General features: G+C 60.6%; 18 protein-coding genes and 1 pseudogene. 8 read left to right on the forward strand and 11 right to left on the reverse strand.

The genetic code is table 11. The annotated features are described in order from the left end of the window. Nucleotides 1-1,309: 1,309 nt before the first annotated feature. Nucleotides 1,310-1,504: pseudogene (locus AB4P94_RS01450) on the forward strand (HAMP domain-containing protein); the annotation flags it as partial. 114 nt (nt 1,505-1,618) lie between these two features. Further along, nucleotides 1,619-2,362, forward strand: coding sequence for a methyl-accepting chemotaxis protein (locus AB4P94_RS01455; RefSeq protein WP_371923942.1), 744 nt, complete (start codon nt 1,619-1,621; stop codon nt 2,360-2,362). Nucleotides 2,363-2,460: 98 nt separating this feature from the next. On the opposite strand, the gene AB4P94_RS01460 is transcribed toward AB4P94_RS01455, so the two are convergent. Genes AB4P94_RS01460 through AB4P94_RS01470 form a run of 3 tightly spaced genes read right to left on the reverse strand, consistent with a single transcriptional unit; the run spans nt 2,461 to nt 3,573 of the window. Continuing rightward, nucleotides 2,461-3,081, reverse strand: coding sequence for an SOS response-associated peptidase (locus tag AB4P94_RS01460; protein WP_395609112.1), 621 nt, complete (start codon nt 3,079-3,081; stop codon nt 2,461-2,463). A 37-nt stretch (nt 3,082-3,118) separates the two neighbouring features. Continuing rightward, nucleotides 3,119-3,379 (reverse strand): putative signal transducing protein, encoded by a 261-nt coding sequence (locus AB4P94_RS01465; protein WP_016974263.1) that lies wholly within the window; start codon nt 3,377-3,379, stop codon nt 3,119-3,121. A gap of 11 nt (nt 3,380-3,390) precedes the next feature. Beyond that, nucleotides 3,391-3,573, reverse strand: coding sequence for a CPXCG motif-containing cysteine-rich protein (locus AB4P94_RS01470; RefSeq protein ID WP_395609113.1), 183 nt, complete (start codon nt 3,571-3,573; stop codon nt 3,391-3,393). Nucleotides 3,574-3,705: 132 nt separating this feature from the next. Here AB4P94_RS01470 and AB4P94_RS01475 point away from each other — a divergent pair, with 132 nt between their 5' ends. Then, nucleotides 3,706-4,869 carry a 1-acyl-sn-glycerol-3-phosphate acyltransferase gene (locus AB4P94_RS01475; protein ID WP_395609114.1) on the forward strand — a complete coding sequence of 388 codons (1,164 nt, stop codon included), beginning with the start codon at nt 3,706-3,708 and terminating at the stop codon, nt 4,867-4,869. A 122-nt stretch (nt 4,870-4,991) separates the two neighbouring features. On the opposite strand, the gene AB4P94_RS01480 is transcribed toward AB4P94_RS01475, so the two are convergent. Further along, nucleotides 4,992-5,249 carry a hypothetical protein gene (locus AB4P94_RS01480; RefSeq protein ID WP_395609115.1) on the reverse strand — a complete coding sequence of 86 codons (258 nt, stop codon included), beginning with the start codon at nt 5,247-5,249 and terminating at the stop codon, nt 4,992-4,994. A gap of 182 nt (nt 5,250-5,431) precedes the next feature. On the opposite strand from AB4P94_RS01480, the gene AB4P94_RS01485 reads away from it, so the two are divergent. Further along, a complete protein-coding gene (locus tag AB4P94_RS01485) occupies nt 5,432-5,641 on the forward strand; it encodes a hypothetical protein (protein ID WP_395609116.1) in 210 nt (69 codons plus the stop codon). Between the two features lie 60 nt (nt 5,642-5,701). Here AB4P94_RS01485 and AB4P94_RS01490 read toward each other — a convergent pair whose 3' ends face one another. Beyond that, the gene (locus AB4P94_RS01490; protein ID WP_395609117.1) at nt 5,702-6,286 is read right to left on the reverse strand and encodes a YajG family lipoprotein; all 585 of its coding nucleotides are present in this window, start codon (nt 6,284-6,286) and stop codon (nt 5,702-5,704) included. 182 nt (nt 6,287-6,468) lie between these two features. Here AB4P94_RS01490 and AB4P94_RS01495 point away from each other — a divergent pair, with 182 nt between their 5' ends. Both AB4P94_RS01495 and mqo read left to right on the forward strand, forming a co-directional pair. Then, nucleotides 6,469-6,702, forward strand: a complete 234-nt coding sequence (locus tag AB4P94_RS01495; RefSeq protein WP_395609118.1) for a hypothetical protein — start codon at nt 6,469-6,471, stop codon at nt 6,700-6,702. Between the two features lie 730 nt (nt 6,703-7,432). Further along, entirely contained in the window at nt 7,433-8,941 is a 1,509-nt protein-coding gene (gene mqo, locus AB4P94_RS01500) for a malate dehydrogenase (quinone) (protein WP_395609119.1), read from the forward strand. 68 nt (nt 8,942-9,009) lie between these two features. Here mqo and AB4P94_RS01505 read toward each other — a convergent pair whose 3' ends face one another. The 4 genes from AB4P94_RS01505 to AB4P94_RS01520 form a co-directional block, all read right to left on the reverse strand. Then, nucleotides 9,010-9,297 (reverse strand): PA4642 family protein, encoded by a 288-nt coding sequence (locus AB4P94_RS01505; protein WP_016976601.1) that lies wholly within the window; start codon nt 9,295-9,297, stop codon nt 9,010-9,012. A gap of 192 nt (nt 9,298-9,489) precedes the next feature. After that, nucleotides 9,490-9,975, reverse strand: coding sequence for a hypothetical protein (locus AB4P94_RS01510; RefSeq protein ID WP_395609120.1), 486 nt, complete (start codon nt 9,973-9,975; stop codon nt 9,490-9,492). A gap of 35 nt (nt 9,976-10,010) precedes the next feature. Next, the gene (locus tag AB4P94_RS01515; protein ID WP_395609121.1) at nt 10,011-10,478 is read right to left on the reverse strand and encodes a WbuC family cupin fold metalloprotein; all 468 of its coding nucleotides are present in this window, start codon (nt 10,476-10,478) and stop codon (nt 10,011-10,013) included. A 3-nt stretch (nt 10,479-10,481) separates the two neighbouring features. Beyond that, nucleotides 10,482-11,039: a hypoxanthine-guanine phosphoribosyltransferase gene (locus tag AB4P94_RS01520; RefSeq protein WP_176995068.1), complete on the reverse strand. Its 558-nt coding sequence runs from the start codon at nt 11,037-11,039 to the stop codon at nt 10,482-10,484. A gap of 164 nt (nt 11,040-11,203) precedes the next feature. Here AB4P94_RS01520 and upp point away from each other — a divergent pair, with 164 nt between their 5' ends. Together upp and AB4P94_RS01530 are read left to right on the forward strand one after the other, a co-directional pair. After that, nucleotides 11,204-11,842 carry a uracil phosphoribosyltransferase gene (gene upp / locus AB4P94_RS01525; protein WP_004372055.1) on the forward strand — a complete coding sequence of 213 codons (639 nt, stop codon included), beginning with the start codon at nt 11,204-11,206 and terminating at the stop codon, nt 11,840-11,842. A gap of 2 nt (nt 11,843-11,844) precedes the next feature. Beyond that, the gene (locus AB4P94_RS01530) at nt 11,845-13,119 is read left to right on the forward strand and encodes a uracil-xanthine permease family protein (RefSeq protein ID WP_395609122.1); all 1,275 of its coding nucleotides are present in this window, start codon (nt 11,845-11,847) and stop codon (nt 13,117-13,119) included. Between the two features lie 128 nt (nt 13,120-13,247). Here the strand turns inward: AB4P94_RS01530 and hisC are convergent, their stop codons facing one another. Together hisC and hisD are read right to left on the reverse strand one after the other, a co-directional pair. Further along, nucleotides 13,248-14,300: a histidinol-phosphate transaminase gene (hisC, locus tag AB4P94_RS01535; RefSeq protein ID WP_395609123.1), complete on the reverse strand. Its 1,053-nt coding sequence runs from the start codon at nt 14,298-14,300 to the stop codon at nt 13,248-13,250. Between the two features lie 3 nt (nt 14,301-14,303). Then, the gene (hisD, locus tag AB4P94_RS01540) at nt 14,304-15,623 is read right to left on the reverse strand and encodes a histidinol dehydrogenase (protein ID WP_395609124.1); all 1,320 of its coding nucleotides are present in this window, start codon (nt 15,621-15,623) and stop codon (nt 14,304-14,306) included. Nucleotides 15,624-15,687 lie beyond the last annotated feature (64 nt).

Raw genomic sequence — 15,687 nt, forward strand, 5'->3', positions numbered from 1 at the left:
CTCTCCCTGAAAACCTGGCGCGTATCGTAGGCGGTCATTTGTATCCACGCCAGATACAACAGACGTGTAACCGCCCAATTTCAGATACATCCCACACACTCATACCGGCGGCGAAGTGCTCATTTGCGACAGCACGCACTATTTTGCAGGGCAAGCCTTAAGCCTCCCAACCCCGTGGCCGATACAAAAAAGCAGCCAATCTCCCCCTGGGCACGGAGCGTTCATGAAATTCAGGTCGATTCAGTTTTCTGTCGCGGCACTCACCGGCGCCATCGTGTTGAGCGTGGTCGCAGTGCTGGTGCTCTACGCCTTGTTTGCCGGCGCGCGCACTCAGGAGATGGTGCAAGCACGCACCCAGGTGCAGTTCGAGCAAATCATCGAACAGCGCCTCACTGCCATGGCGCAAACCCAGGCCACACTGATTCAGCGCGAACTCGAAGCACCGCTGGTCACCGCCAAGGGCCTGGCCACCGCCAATGCCCTGCTCGGCATGAAAGACGCCAAGGGCGAGCCGGCCCTGCAAGTCAGCCGTGAACAGTTGATCAACCTGCTGCACGAAACGGTGGTGCGCAACCCGAAAATCCTCGGTGCCTATATCGGCTGGGAGCCCAATGCGATCGATCACAACGACGCCGCTTACGTGAACAGCCCCATCGTCGGCATGGGCGCCGACGGCCGTTTCCTGCCGTGGTGGTACCGCAACGCCGATGGCAGCCTGGGCCTGGATAAACTCGCCGACGTCAACGACCAGAACATCCTCGCCACCGGCGTGCGCGCCAGCGAGTACTACCTGTGCTCCAAGGAAACCAACAAACCCTGTGCCATCGACCCCGCGCCTTATAAGGTCGGCAACGCCATGGTGATGCTGGCTTCGTTCATCGAGCCGATCATGATCAACGGCACGTTCCAGGGCATCGTCGGCGCCGACCTGTCGGTGAACTTCATCCAGGAAATGCTCACCCGCGCCGACCGGAGCCTCTACAACGGCGCCGGCGAACTGGCGCTGATCTCCAGCAACGGCCGCTTGGTCGCCTACACCAAGGACGCCAGCAAACTCGGCGAAAAAGCCAGCGACCTGCTCGACACTAATGAGCTGGCCAACCTGAACCAGTTGAAGGTCGGCGAAGTGCGCTACGACATCGACAAGGAGCACGGCCACATCGAGTTGTTCCTGCCATTCAACATCGGCCAGGCCGAAGCGCGCTGGACCCTGATGCTGCAACTGCCGCTGAGCGCGGTAATGGCTGACTCGCAGCAACTGCAAAGCGACCTGCAGGCACAGCGCAAGACCGACACCGTGGGCATGGCCATGGTCGGCCTGTTGATCGCCGGTATTGGCCTGCTGGTTATCTGGCTGGTGGGCCATGGCATCGCCCGCCCGCTCAAGCAGATGGTGGCGATGCTCAATGACATCGCTCAGGGCGAAGGCGACCTCACGCGCCGCCTGACCAGTGACCGTGCCGACGAGTTGGGCGCGATTGCCAGCGGCTTCAACACCTTTCTGATCAAGCTGCAGGGCATGATTACCCAAGTGGTGAGTTCGGTACAGAAGGTCAGCGATTCCTCGGAACACACCGCCGACATCGCGATTCGCACCAACCAGGGCGTGCACAAGCAGATGGTCGAGATCGACCAGGTCGCCACCGCCGTGCATGAGATGACCGCCACTGCCCAAGACGTTGCGCGTAACGCCACCCAGGCCGCACAAGCCGCCAGCCACGCCGATCAGGCGGCGAGCCAGGGCATGCGCATTGTGCGCGACACCTCCACCTCCATCGGCGCACTGGCCGAAGAAATCGGCAAGGCCGTGGGCGTGGTGCAGGCCCTGGCCAAGGACAGCGAGAACATCAATGCGATCCTCACGGCGATTCGCGGGATTGCCGAGCAGACCAACCTGCTGGCCCTCAACGCGGCCATTGAAGCGGCACGAGCGGGAGAGCAAGGCCGTGGTTTTGCGGTGGTGGCCGATGAAGTGCGCAACCTGGCCCAGAAAACCCAGAAGGCCACCGAAGAAATCCAGACCATGATCCAGCAACTGCAACAAGGCACGCGGGACGTGGTGCGGGTGATGGAAGACAGCCAGAACCGTACCGATGAAAGCGTGCAACATGCGGCCAAGGCCGCCGAGGCGCTGGAGACCATCACTCAGGCAGTGTCGGTGATCAACGACATGAACACCCAGATCGCCAGCGCCGCCGAGGAGCAAAGCGCGGTGGCCGAGGACATCAACCGCAATGTGATCAATATCGGCCAGGTCGCCAACGAAGTGGCGGGCGGCGCGGATGAGTCCAGCGCGGCCAGTGCGGATTTGACCAAGCTGGCGGAGCAGCAGCGGCGGTTGATCAACCAGTTCAAGGTTTGAGGCCGCCATCGCAGGCAAGCCAGCTCCCACAGTTGAATGTATTCACACATCCAGTGTGGGAGCTGGCTTGCCTGCGATGAGGCCAGTGGGTTCAACCGCTAAGCCGGGGTCAGGCACTCCGGCCCATTAAGCTTGGGATCATTGACCATATTGGCCAGCACCCGCTCGCGCAGCGCAACGGGTTCACTGGCCAACAACGCGTGCAACACATGCAGGGGCGTCTCGGGATCCAACCAGGCCTCTTGCCCCGCCGCATCCAGAATCAACGGCCGACGCTGGCTCTGGGCGGCCTGAGTCACCACGGCCGTACTCAACCACACCTGCTCCTGCACCGGATACGCCTCCCAGATCGCCGCAAAAAACAGCGTGGAGCCCTCCCCCGGTGTCAGCCAATACGGGCGTTTGCGCTGGGTACCGCGCCATTCGTAGAACCCGTTGGCCGGCAGCAGGCAACGGCGTTGACGGAACGCTTCACGAAACATGGGCTGCTCGGCGAGGGTCTCGGCGCGGGCGTGAGCGGGCGTGCGGGACAGGTCTGTGAGCCAGGGCGGCGTCAGGCCCCAGCGGGCGCGGGCCAGCGTACGCTGGCCTTCGCTCATACGCTGGATCAGCACTGAATCATTGGGGGAGATGTTCCACTGAGCCAACTGATCGGCCGGAAAGCCCGGCAGGGCAGCAAAAGCGGGGTTCCAGCGAAACAGGGCATAACGTCCACACATGGGGTAACACGACTCTTGGGGTAAACCGACCGACAGCCTAACAGACCAACACGTCGGGGAAGCTGTCGGGTTCATCGCCGGGCACCGGTTGCGCGCCGATGTAGGCGGTAATCAGCTCGCGGGCGTAGGCGGCCCTGTCGTTATCCACCTCCAGCCCCAGCAGCCCGAAAATCGGCAGCTCGCCGGTACCGCCGAGCAAATGGCGGCCGACCAGATGCGCCTCGATGCCCTCGCTGGCGAGCATTTGTTGCAGCAGCTCGCCTTCCATCAGGTTTTCAGGCTCGTAGATTCGCAGCATGGGCGTACCTGTTATTCGTTTTCACTACGGGTTTCGAGCATCCACTCGTCATCATGGACCTGCAGATCGAAAATGATCGGCCGGCAACATACCTGACAGTCCTCTATGTAAACCTGATCACCACCGGACAAGTCGACCGTTGTCTCAACTTCTTCCCCACAATAAGGACAATCGTACGTCGCGTTTTCCAGCATCGCAGCCTCCAGAGTGACTTGTGCGTATAATCGCCGGTCTATTTACAGGGCTATTTTCGGCCGAGCCCATTACTCGGGCCGCTCCCTGGTATTTCCTTTACTTACCCTAGCCGTTTCTAACAAGAGAGCATGATGGGCGAATTCGATACCATCCGACCTTACAACGACAGCGAAGTCCCGGCAGTGCTGGCACGTCTGTTCAGTGACAAGGCCTTTCTGGACATCCTGACCCACTTCCGCTTCCCGCGCTTTGCCGGCGCCCTGGGCTGGCTGCTCAAGCCAATGATCGCCCGCAAGCTGCGCCGTGAATTCGCCGGCGTCACCACCGTGGCCACGCTGCAGGACAAAGTCGAGTACTACGTCGACCACACCATCGACCGTGCGACCGATGGCGTGACCTACACCGGCGTCGAGCAGCTCAAGTCCGGCACCGCCTACGTGTTTCTGGCCAACCACCGCGACATCGTGATGGACCCGGCCTTCGTCAACTACGCCGTGTACCACGCCGGCCTGCCGACGCCACGCATTGCCATTGGCGACAACCTGTTGCAAAAACCGTTTGTCAGCGACCTGATGCGCCTGAACAAGAGTTTCATCGTGCACCGCTCGATCACCGGGCGCAAAGAGAAGATGGCGGCATACCAGTTGCTGTCGGCGTACATCAACCATTCGATCCGCAATGACGGCGCTTCCATCTGGATCGCCCAGGCCGAAGGCCGCGCCAAGGATGGGGATGACCGCACCGAGTCGGCGATCCTCAAGATGTTCCACGTCAGCCGCAAGGACGAGCCGTTTGCCGAGGTGATCCAGTCGCTGAACCTGACACCGGTGTCCATCAGCTACGAATATGACCCGTGCGATTCGGCCAAGGCCCGCGAGCTGTACATCCGCGCCACCACCGGCACCTACAGCAAGGCGCCGGGAGAAGACGACGTGAGCATTGCCCTGGGCATTACCGGTTACAAAGGCCGGGTGCACGTTAACTTCGCGCCGCCGATCACCGAGCGTTTCGAAGACACCAAGCTGCTGGCCGTGGAAATGGACCGGCAGATTCTCGGCGGCTATCGGTTGTTTCCGGTGCATTACCTGGCGTACGCGCAGTGGGCCGACGCCGACCCGCAGTTGCAGGTGCCGACGGCGGCCGAGGTGTTCCCGGCGGATGAGTTGGCCAAGGCGAAAGCCGAGTGGGAGCGGCGGCTGAATGAGTGCCCGGTGGAGCACCGGCCGTTTCTGGTGGTGCAGTATGCGACACCGGTTCGCAATCAGTACCGGGTAAAGGCCGGGATTCCCCTGTAACACGCGAACAAACAATGTGGGAGCTGGCTTGCCTGCGATAGCAATGTGTCATTCAGCACATCAGTGACTGAACCGGCGCAATCGCAGGCAAGCCAGCTCCCACCGTTGTTTGGTGGTGTTCTTTAGAAGTGGGTGCTGAGCCAGGAAAGGGCCAGTGCCAGGCCGAGGCAGGTATACCCCACGCGGTAAGCCAGGCGATGCGCCCGTTCGGTGCGCACATCCAGAAACAACATGGGTTGGTCGATCGCACGGTCTTCGCTTTGAGCGGTCAGGTCGGCCATCGCGCGCTGCTCGCGCAAGCGGGTAATGAACAGCAGCCCTGCACCCGGGCAGGCCACCAGTAAAGCCACAGCATTAATGAGCAGTGCGGGCAGCGCCATCGCAAACCTCGGTCGATCAGTGTTCTGGTATCAATTCAGATACAAACCTGAACGATAGTGGCGTCCTGCGCCTGAAAAGCTCCGTCCCCCATGTACGCTTAATGTATCCAGTAATTTACAGCGTCACCTGAACGTCACCTTAACAAGCCACTCTGTTGCCCTTCGAACGCTGGGAGCTTGTCATGTTGCACGCGCAAAACCAGGATCGGCTGTACCTGATCACCCCAAACGAGGAGCAAGAAGCACTGGTCGGCGGCTTGGCTTTCAACGTCCAGGACCGCCACTGGCTGGTGTATTGCGCACTGGGCGGGCACCAGCATGCCGATCTGCCGGAGCTGGACTTGCTCACTGGCGTGAGTGTGCTGGACTTCTATGTCGAAACGGCTGCATGAAAGCTACAGGCACAAAAAAACCGGGCCCATCACTGAGCCCGGTTTTTTATTGGCTGACGGTTACTGCGAGCTGAGCAACTGGCCGATGCTCGGGTCTTTGAACAGACGGGTCAGTGCGTCACTCAGTACATCGCTGACCAACTTGGTGTTGGTTTCCTCGTTCGGCGACATGCCGAAACGCTGGTTCAGGGAAGCACCATAACGGCCGCTGTAGCGACGGGTACCGGCACTGACATCGGACTTGAACGTCGCACCGATGGAAGCCTCAGTCACATACAGGCCTTCCTTGGGGGATTGGTACTTCAGCTCCGCCAGGGTAATGGTCAACTGTGGCGCGCCCGGCGAGTTGGCCGGGGTGAAGCCCAACAGGCGCACAGCGGCTTCGGCCTGGGCCTGCAGCTTGGGCAGTACGTCTTGGCCGGTCACCGAGATCAGTGCGGTTTCAGGGTACAGGCCGCCACGGGAACCCAGGGTTGGCGACGGGCGACCATCCACCACACGCACCGACACTGGCTGGCCATGGCCGACAGGCGCCAGTTGCGTGGTGAGTTTCGGTTGCGGGCTGAGTTGTTGCGGGCTGTTGGCGCAGCCAACCAGGGTCAAGCTGGTCACAGTGATCAAACCGAACAACAGGCGTTGCAACATACTCATTTCTCCAGGACTAGATGCAAACAGGCCGCCAGTATAACGGTGCAGGCGCGCCACTCACCAGCGATCCTGAACGGCGGCTGAAGGCTTGTTCGAATTACAATTTCACATAAATCCGTCATTCCAATGTCATGGCACACTGGCAACCTTCAAGCATGTAACGTAACCGGTACAAAGCCATGCGCCTTCTCAAATCGTTGTTCATGCCAAACGCGCGCCTGCGCCACTACGCCCTGCTCGACAGCCATGGCCATTGCCTGGCGTTCAAGCAGTGCAGCCTGCCACCCGTCGGCGAGGGTTGGGTAGAAGTGGTCGAGACGCACCTGGGCTGGATGCACCGCCCGCTGCCGTCCAGCGCCCGCATCACTGCGCAGGTCTCACACGCACAACCGCAACATGCGTTGGCCTCCTGACCGAAGCACTAATAAAAGTCATAAAACACGCCCATTTCCCTAGCGTTCTTCGCTACAATCTCCCCCCGATTATAAGGACGTCTCCTGATCGGGCCTCGCAGCATCGTTAATGCCTCGGCATTAGCCACCCAATCGCCCACAGAGAGCCGCCCACACAGATCGAGTGAAGCTGGCGTGCTTGCTGTTTTCTTTGCAAACCCTCCCTCTTTACCGAATCTGCCAGAGCTGCCATTGCGCTCGGCCACTTGAGTTGTTTGCCCGTATTGCCGCGTGTCGGCAGGCGTCACGGGCCAGGTGCCAGGCTGGGGCAGCCCTTTTTTGAGGTTCACGTCTTCAAAAGAGCGTGAAAAAACGGGTTTTCACAACTTCACAAGAGTGTGGCGAGCAAATGAATAGTTTGGCGTTTGTACAAGCACCATCAGCGTCTGGAACAGCCCAACCACACAGGACCGAGTACTCCTCAAAAACCGGAGCTTGAAGCCTGTCCGCTACGGATTTGGTTGCACGAATTGCACGCTTTGACCATAAGTCGAATTGCCACAGGCGCCCATGAATGCGTTCATAGGCAGATTAGCCCGGCAGGAAGCGTGCGCTGAAGTTGCAAAAAAATTGCGAAGAATCGGACATGGCGATCCTGGCCATGGGTAATCGGGGGCAACACGTGAACCGCCCCGTCACTCCTGGCCGCCATGCCGTCAATTTGGTGCTGCAGATTTTGGAGACGCGTTAAATGGCGCATAACGAAGCAGTCGACGTAGTACTGGTAGGGGCCGGCATCATGAGTGCCACCCTGGCCGTACTGCTCAAAGAGCTCGACCCCGGCCTCAAGCTGGAAGTCGTTGAGCTGATGGATTCGGGTGCCGCGGAAAGTTCCAACCCGTGGAACAACGCCGGTACCGGCCACGCCGGGCTGTGTGAGCTGAACTACACGCCGCAGGCTGCCGATGGCTCCATCGATATCAAAAAAGCCGTGCACATCAACACGCAGTTCGAGGTGTCGAAGCAGTTCTGGGCATACCTGACTAAAAAGGGCACCTTTGGCTCGTCCAAATCCTTTATCAGCCCGGTACCGCACCTGAGCTTCGTGCAGGGTGAAAAAGGTGTTTCCTTCCTCAAGAAGCGTTTTGAATCCCTCAGCCAGCACCACGCGTTCTCGGACATGCACTACACCGAAGACCGCAGCGAAATGGCCGAGTGGATGCCGCTGATGATGCCAGGGCGCCCGCTCGACGAAAAAATCGCCGCCACCCGTGTCTTGAACGGTACCGACGTCAACTTCGGCGCCCTGACCAACCAGCTGCTGGGTCACCTGACCAGCTCGCCAGATGCCCAGGTCAAGTACTGCAAGCGCGTCACCGGCCTCAAGCGCAATGGCGCCGGCTGGACCGTGAGCATCAAGGACGTCAACAGCGGCAACAGCCGTGAAGTGGACGCCAAGTTTGTCTTCCTCGGCGCCGGTGGCGCGGCCCTGCCGCTGCTGCAAGCCTCGGGCATCGAGGAAAGCAAAGGTTTCGGCGGTTTCCCGGTCAGCGGCCAGTGGCTGCGTTGCGACAACCCGGAAGTGGTCAAGCACCACCAGGCCAAGGTCTACAGCCAGGCCGCCGTGGGTTCGCCGCCGATGTCCGTGCCGCACCTGGACACCCGCGTGGTGGATGGCAAGAAGTCCCTGCTGTTCGGGCCCTACGCCGGCTTCACCACCAAGTTCCTCAAGCACGGCTCGTTCCTCGACCTGCCGATGTCGATTCGCGCCGGTAACATTGGCCCGATGCTGGCCGTGGCCCGTGACAACATGGACCTGACCAAGTACCTGGTCAGCGAAGTGCGTCAGTCCATGGAACAGCGCCTGGAATCCCTGCGCCGCTTCTACCCGGAGGCGAAAGCCGAAGACTGGCGCCTGGAAGTGGCCGGCCAACGGGTGCAGATCATCAAGAAAGACCCGAAAAAAGGCGGCGTGCTGCAATTCGGCACCGAGCTGGTCGCGGCTAAAGATGGCTCTCTGGCGGCACTGCTGGGCGCGTCCCCGGGTGCTTCGGTGACCGTTTCGATCATGCTGGAACTGATCGAGAAGTGCTTCCCGCAGAAAGCTGCTGGTGAATGGGCTGCCAAGCTGCACGAGATCTTCCCGGCGCGGGAAAAGGTCCTGGAGACCGATGCCGAGCTGTATCGCAAGATCAACGCGCAGAACAACATCAGCCTGGAACTGGTTGAACCTGCCGCCGAGACCGAGAGCTACGCTTGAGGCCTTGATGCAATAAAAAACGCCCCGCTCTCAACCTGAGAACGGGGCGTTTTTTTATGTCTCGGATATCAGCCGCGAGCGTTTTCGATCAGCTCGATGTACTCGTCCGCGTTGCGCTGGTCCTTGATCAGGTCGACGAAAGTCTGGCCGTGCTCATCCTTGCCGTCCAGGTCGAGGCCGGCTTCCTTGAAGAAGCCCAGGAAGCGCTCGAAGTCGTCGATACGCAGGCCGCGGTAGGCCTTGATCAGCTTGTGCAGGGACGGTGAAGTCGCATCAACCGGCTCGAAGTCCAGGAACAACTTGATCTGGTCGTCGCCGATCTCGTCACCAATCACCTGTTTCTTATCTTTACGCATTACCGACTCCAGCCTGCAGACATTTACACGGGAGAGGCAGTTTACCTGCGGCGCGCATGCTTCGGAAACAATGAAGATCCAATGTGGGAGCGGGCTTGCTCGCGAATGCCGTGGATCAGTCAACTTATCTTTAACTGACATTGCGCATTCGCGAGCAAGCCCGCTCCCACAATTGGACCTTCTGCGTTCTGGCTATTGGGCACGCACGCTACCGGTGTGCAGGTCCGCCCAGATGTGGCCGTTGGCGTAGCTGAGAAATTGCACATACACCGTGTCATTGCGCAGCAGGTCGACAATCACGCGGTATTGGGCCACCGGGTAGGACAAGGTCAGGGTCTTGCTCTTGTCATCGTAGGCCGGCTTTTTCAGGCTTTTGCTTTCGGCGTCGAAGTTGAGCACCACCTGGGCGATGGTCGCGCCTTTGTTCAGGGGCTTGCCCTTGAGGCGGATCATCAGCGGTGAGGTCACCGGTATGGGTTGCTGGCTGGATTGGCGCTGGTTGCCGGCCACCACTGCGTACTCGGTGACTTGCAGCAATTGCTGTTGGTCAGGGGGTTCGGCGCGCAGGGCCTGGTCATCGGGCGGCAGGTATTGGCCGTGCATGGGGGCCGAAGCCGCCGCCAAAGGCAGGCTGAATATCAACGCCAGAACGGCGCAGGTGCGTGAAAACAGGCTCATGGGCCACTCCACGAAAGATGGCCGGGCACTGTAGCTCAATCGAACTGAGCAAGCATCCAGCGATGGTACTCGGCCATACCTGCCTCGCCCTCACGTGGCGCCCAGGTCGCCAGCTCCCCCTCACCCACAGGCCGATACGGCCCCGCCTTGCACTCGAACATCAGGCTGTCGGGCTCAAGCACCACCAGGCCATGAAACACCCCTGGCGACAAATCGACGCCCAGGCAATCACCGCCCGCTTGCAGGACGCGCTTGCTCAACACCTCACCTGTATCACTGAAAATCAGGATACCCAGGCGCCCTTTGAGCACCAGCAAGGTTTCCGCTTTGTCGGCGCTGAGGTGACGGTGAGGCTGCACATACGTCTGTGGCTGGAGACCCACCACCATCCGGTGGCAAGGCTCTTCCATCTGATGGAAGTTGACGTTCTGCCGGCCACGAGGGTTGGTAGCCGCTTTCTCGGCCAATTCGGTGAACAGCGTCTGATCAAGAAAGCGGGCCATCATTTACATCCCTTTAACAGCGTAGATGCCGTTGGCATTGCGCCAGTAGCCTTTGTAATCCATGCCATAACCGAAGATGTAGCGATCGATGCACGGCAGGCCGACGTAATCGGCTTTGAGGTCCGGGCGCGCCTTGCGGTCGTGGTCTTTGTCGATCAGCACAGCGGTGTGAACCTTGCGCGCGCCGGCGTGTTTGCAGAAGTCGATGATCGCGCCCAGGGTGTGACCTTCATCGAGGATGTCGTCGATGATCAGCACGTCACGGTCGATGAACGACACTTCCGGCTTGGCTTTCCAGAACAGGTCGCCGCCGCTGGTTTCGTTGCGGTAGCGGGTGGCGTGCAGGTAGGACGCCTCCAGCGGGAATTGCAGGTGGGTCAGCAATTTGCCGGCGAAGATCAGGCCGCCGTTCATCACGCAAAAGACCACCGGGTTGGTGTCGGCCATTTCGCGGGTAATGTGTGCGCCGACCTCGGCGATCGCTGCTTCGACTTGCGCTTCGGTGTACAGGCAGTCAGCCTCACGCATGATTTGACGGATATGCTCAAGATCAGCGGACATGGCGCTCTCCAAGGGGGTGCTGTGGCAAGAAAAGCGGGCGAAGGTACGCTTCTCGTGCGCTCCGGGCAAGCCTTAATGGACTAACGTACTAGATGTCTATAGGACAACACCCTCGGATAGATTAATCTAGGCCGGTTTTTTTGCCCGCCGCCGGAGCCTTTCCCATGCCCACTCGCGAGATCCGCCACCCGCTGATCCAACACAAACTCGGCCTTATGCGCCGCGCCGACATCAGCACGAAGAATTTCCGTGAGCTTGCTCAGGAAGTCGGAGCGTTGCTCACTTACGAAGCCACCAAGGATCTGCCCCTGGAAACTTACGAGATCCCAGGTTGGGCTGGTCCCGTACAGGTCGAAAAAATCGCCGGCAAGAAAATCACCGTGGTGCCGATCCTGCGTGCCGGTATCGGCATGCTCGAAGGCGTGCTCAGCCTGATCCCGGGCGCCAAGGTCAGCGCCGTGGGCGTGGCCCGCAATGAAGAAACCTTGCAGGCCCACACCTACCTGGAAAAACTCGTCCCGGAAATCGACGAGCGCCTGGCCATGATCATCGACCCGATGCTGGCCACCGGCAGTTCGATGGTTGCCACCATCGACCTGCTGAAAAAAGCCGGCTGCAAGGACATCCGCGCCATGGTGCTGGTCGCCGCGCCCGAAGGCATTGCCGCCGTCGAGAAGGCCCACCCGGACGTGCAGATCTACACCGCGTCCATCGATGAACGCCTGAACGAACATGGCTACATCATTCCGGGCCTGGGCGATGCCGGCGACAAGATCTTCGGCACCAAGCAGAAGGACGCGTGAGCATGCAGGATGAATTCAACGACCCGCTTTGGCGCCAGATCCTGTCTGGCGCACAAATGCTCTTCGTGGCATTTGGCGCGCTGGTGTTGATGCCGCTGATCACAGGTCTTGATCCAAACGTCGCACTGTTCACCGCCGGCCTGGGCACGCTGTTGTTCCAGGTGGTGACAGGGCGTCAGGTGCCGGTGTTCCTGGCATCGAGCTTTGCCTTCATCACCCCGATCATTCTCGCCAAGGGCCAGTTCGGCCTCGCGGCGACCATGGGCGGTGTCATGGCGGCTGGTTTCGTTTATACCTTTCTCGGCCTGGCCGTGAAGATCAAAGGCACCGGGTTTATTGACCGGCTGCTGCCGCCCGTCGTCATTGGCCCGGTGATCATCTCGATCGGCCTGGCCATGGCGCCGATTGCCGCCAACATGGCGATGGGCAAGAACGGCGATGGCAGCGAGCTGATCCATTACCAGACGGCGATGATGATTTCGATGCCGGCGCTGCTGACCACGCTGATCGTGGCGGTGTTCGGCAAAGGCATTTTCCGCCTGGTGCCGATCATCTCCGGCGTGCTGGTCGGCTTTGCCATGTCGTTCTACTTCGGCGTGGTCGACACCGCGAAGATCGCCGCCGCACCGTGGTTCGCCCTGCCCCACTTCACCGCGCCGGAATTCAACTGGCAAGCCATCCTGTTTATCGTCCCCGTGGCCCTGGCCCCGGCGATCGAACACATCGGCGGTGTGATTGCGGTGGGCAGCGTGACCGGTCGCGACTACCTGAAAAAGCCCGGCCTGCATCGCACGTTGCTGGGTGACGGCATCGCCACCACCGCTGCAGGTCTGTTTGGCGGCCCGCCGAACACCACCTACGCCGAAGTGACCGGCGCGGTGATGCTGACCAAGAACTACAACCCGAAAATCATGACCTGGGCGGCAGTGTTTGCCATCAGCCTGGCGTTTATCGGCAAGTTCGGCGCATTGCTGCAGAGTATTCCAGTGCCGGTGATGGGCGGGATTCTGTGCCTGCTGTTCGGCTCTATCGCGGCGGTGGGGATGAACACGTTGATTCGCCACAAGATCGACCTGGGCGAAGCGCGCAATTTGGTGATTGTGTCGGTGACGCTGGTGTTCGGGATTGGCGGCGTATTGGTAGGGACCGGCACCGGCCCGGACGACTTCGGCCTCAAGGGCATCGCCCTGTGTGCGGTGGTAGCGATTGGTTTGAACCTGCTGCTGCCGGGCAATGATGGCTGGAAGAACAAGAAGCCGGATGAGCCACTGCTGTAACTAACACTGCAAAACAAATGTGGGAGCGGGCTTGCTCGCGAAAGCGGAGTGTCAGTCGATAGATGTTTGACTGATACACCGCATTCGCGAGCAAGCCCGCTCCCACATGTTTTGATCTCCAGCGTGGCTTAGAGCTCGCCGAGGCCGTCGACCAGCGCCTGGTTCTGCTCCGGCGTACCGATGCTGATCCGCAGGAACTGGGCAATCCGCTCCTGCTTGAAGTGCCGCACGATCACCCCCTGTTCACGCAACTTGGCCGCCAGGCCGGCAGCGTCGTGTTTAGGGTGGCGGGCGAAGATGAAGTTCGCCGCCGACGGCAATACTTCAAAACCCTTGCCTTCCAACTGCTCGACCACCTTGTTGCGGCTGTCGATCACCAACCGGCATGTCTTCTCAAAGTACTCACGGTCTTCAAACGCCACCGCCGCGCCGACAATCGCCAGGCGATCCAGCGGATAGGAGTTAAAGCTGTTCTTGACCCGCTCCAGCGCCTCGATCAGGTCCGGGTGGCCCACGGCCAGGCCCACGCGCAAACCGGCCAGTGAGCGCGATTTGGACAGGGTCTGGGTCACCAGCAGGTTCGGGTAGCGATCCACCAGGGGGATTGCGGTTTCGCCGCCGAAATCGATGTAAGCCTCGTCCACGACCACGACCGACTCCGGGTTGGCCTTGAGGATCTGCTCCACAGCCTCCAGCGCCAGCAAGCAACCGGTCGGTGCATTCGGGTTGGGGAAAATGATCCCGCCGTTAGGCTTGGCGTAGTCCGCCACGCGAATCTGGAACTGCTCATCCAGCGGCACCGGGTCAGACTTGATGCCATAAAGCCCGCAGTAAACCGGATAGAAGCTGTAGCTGATGTCCGGAAACAGCAGTGGCAGATCGTGTTGCAGCAGGCCGTGGAAGATATGCGCCAGCACTTCGTCGGAGCCGTTGCCGAGGAACACCTTGTTCGCGTCAACGCCGTAATATTTCGCGACCGCCTGCTTGAGACGGTCGCTGTTGGGGTCCGAGTAAAGACGCAGATCGTCATTCAACTCGGCCCGCATGGCCTCCAGCGCTTTGGGCGAGGGGCCATACGGGTTTTCGTTAGTGTTGAGCTTGACCAGTTTGGTCAGCTTCGGCTGCTCGCCGGGCACGTAAGGCACCAAGTCCTTGACGAAGGGGCTCCAGAATTTGCTCATGTCTTATTTCCCCTCTTCAAGGATGCGGTATTCAGCGCTACGGGCATGGGCGCTCAGGGATTCACCACGGGCCAGCACCGAGGCGGTCTTGCCCAGCTCAGAGGCGCCTTGTGGCGAGCAGAAGATAATCGACGAGCGCTTCTGGAAGTCATACACCCCCAGCGGCGACGAGAAACGCGCGGTGCCGGAAGTGGGCAGCACGTGGTTGGGGCCAGCGCAGTAGTCACCCAGGGCTTCGCTGGTGTGGCGGCCCATGAAGATCGCACCGGCGTGGCGGATGGACGGCAGCCAGGCTTGCGGGTCAGCGACGGACAGCTCCAGGTGCTCCGGCGCGATGCGGTTGGCCACTTCGATGGCTTGTTCCATGTCGCGCACGAGGATCAGCGCGCCGCGACCATTGATCGACTTCTCGATGATCTCGGCGCGGTCCATGGTCGGCAGCAGCTTGTCGATGCTGGCGGCAACCTTGTCGAGGAACTCGGCGTCGGGGCTGACCAGGATTGCCTGGGCGTCTTCGTCGTGTTCGGCTTGGGAGAACAAGTCCATGGCGATCCAGTCCGGGTCGGTCTGGCCGTCGCACACCACCAGAATTTCGGATGGGCCCGCGATCATGTCGATACCGACCTGGCCAAACACGTGGCGCTTGGCGGTGGCGACGTAGATGTTGCCCGGGCCGACGACCTTGTCGACCTTCGGCACGCTTTCGGTGCCGTAGGCCAGGGCCGCTACAGCCTGGGCACCACCGATGGTGAACACACGGTCGACGCCGGCGATGCACGCCGCTGCCAGTACCAGCTCGTTGATTTCACCACGCGGCGTCGGCACGACCATGACCACTTCCGTCACACCGGCCACTTTGGCTGGAATCGCGTTCATCAGTACCGACGACGGGTACGAAGCCTTGCCGCCCGGCACGTACAGGCCGGCACGGTCCAGCGGCGTGACCTTCTGGCCCAGCACGGTGCCGTCGGCCTCGGTGTAGCTCCAGGAGTCCTGCTTCTGCTTTTCGTGGTAGCTGCGCACGCGGGCCGCCGCAACTTCCAGGGCTTCACGCTGAGGCGCAGTAATGCGCGTCAAGGCCAGCTCCAGGCGTTCGCGGGGCAGGATCAGGTCGGCCATGGAGGCGACGTCCAGGCCGTCGAACTGACGGGTGAAATCCACCAGCGCCGCGTCACCGCGCTCGCGCACGGCCTTGATGATGTCGAGCACCCGCTGATTGACCGAGTCGTCGGACACGCTTTCCCAGCTCAGCAGATGATCCAGATGATGGGCGAAATCCGGGTCGGCAGCGTTGAGTCGGGCAATTGCAGTGGACGTGGTCATAGCGAGGGCCTCATAGGATTGGCAAAAATGCTCAGGCGCCGAAAGTTAGCAGTCGATCCGCTTG

The sequence above is a fragment of the Pseudomonas sp. B22129 genome (assembly GCF_044218875.1).
Taxonomy (GTDB): Bacteria; Pseudomonadota; Gammaproteobacteria; order Pseudomonadales; family Pseudomonadaceae; genus Aquipseudomonas.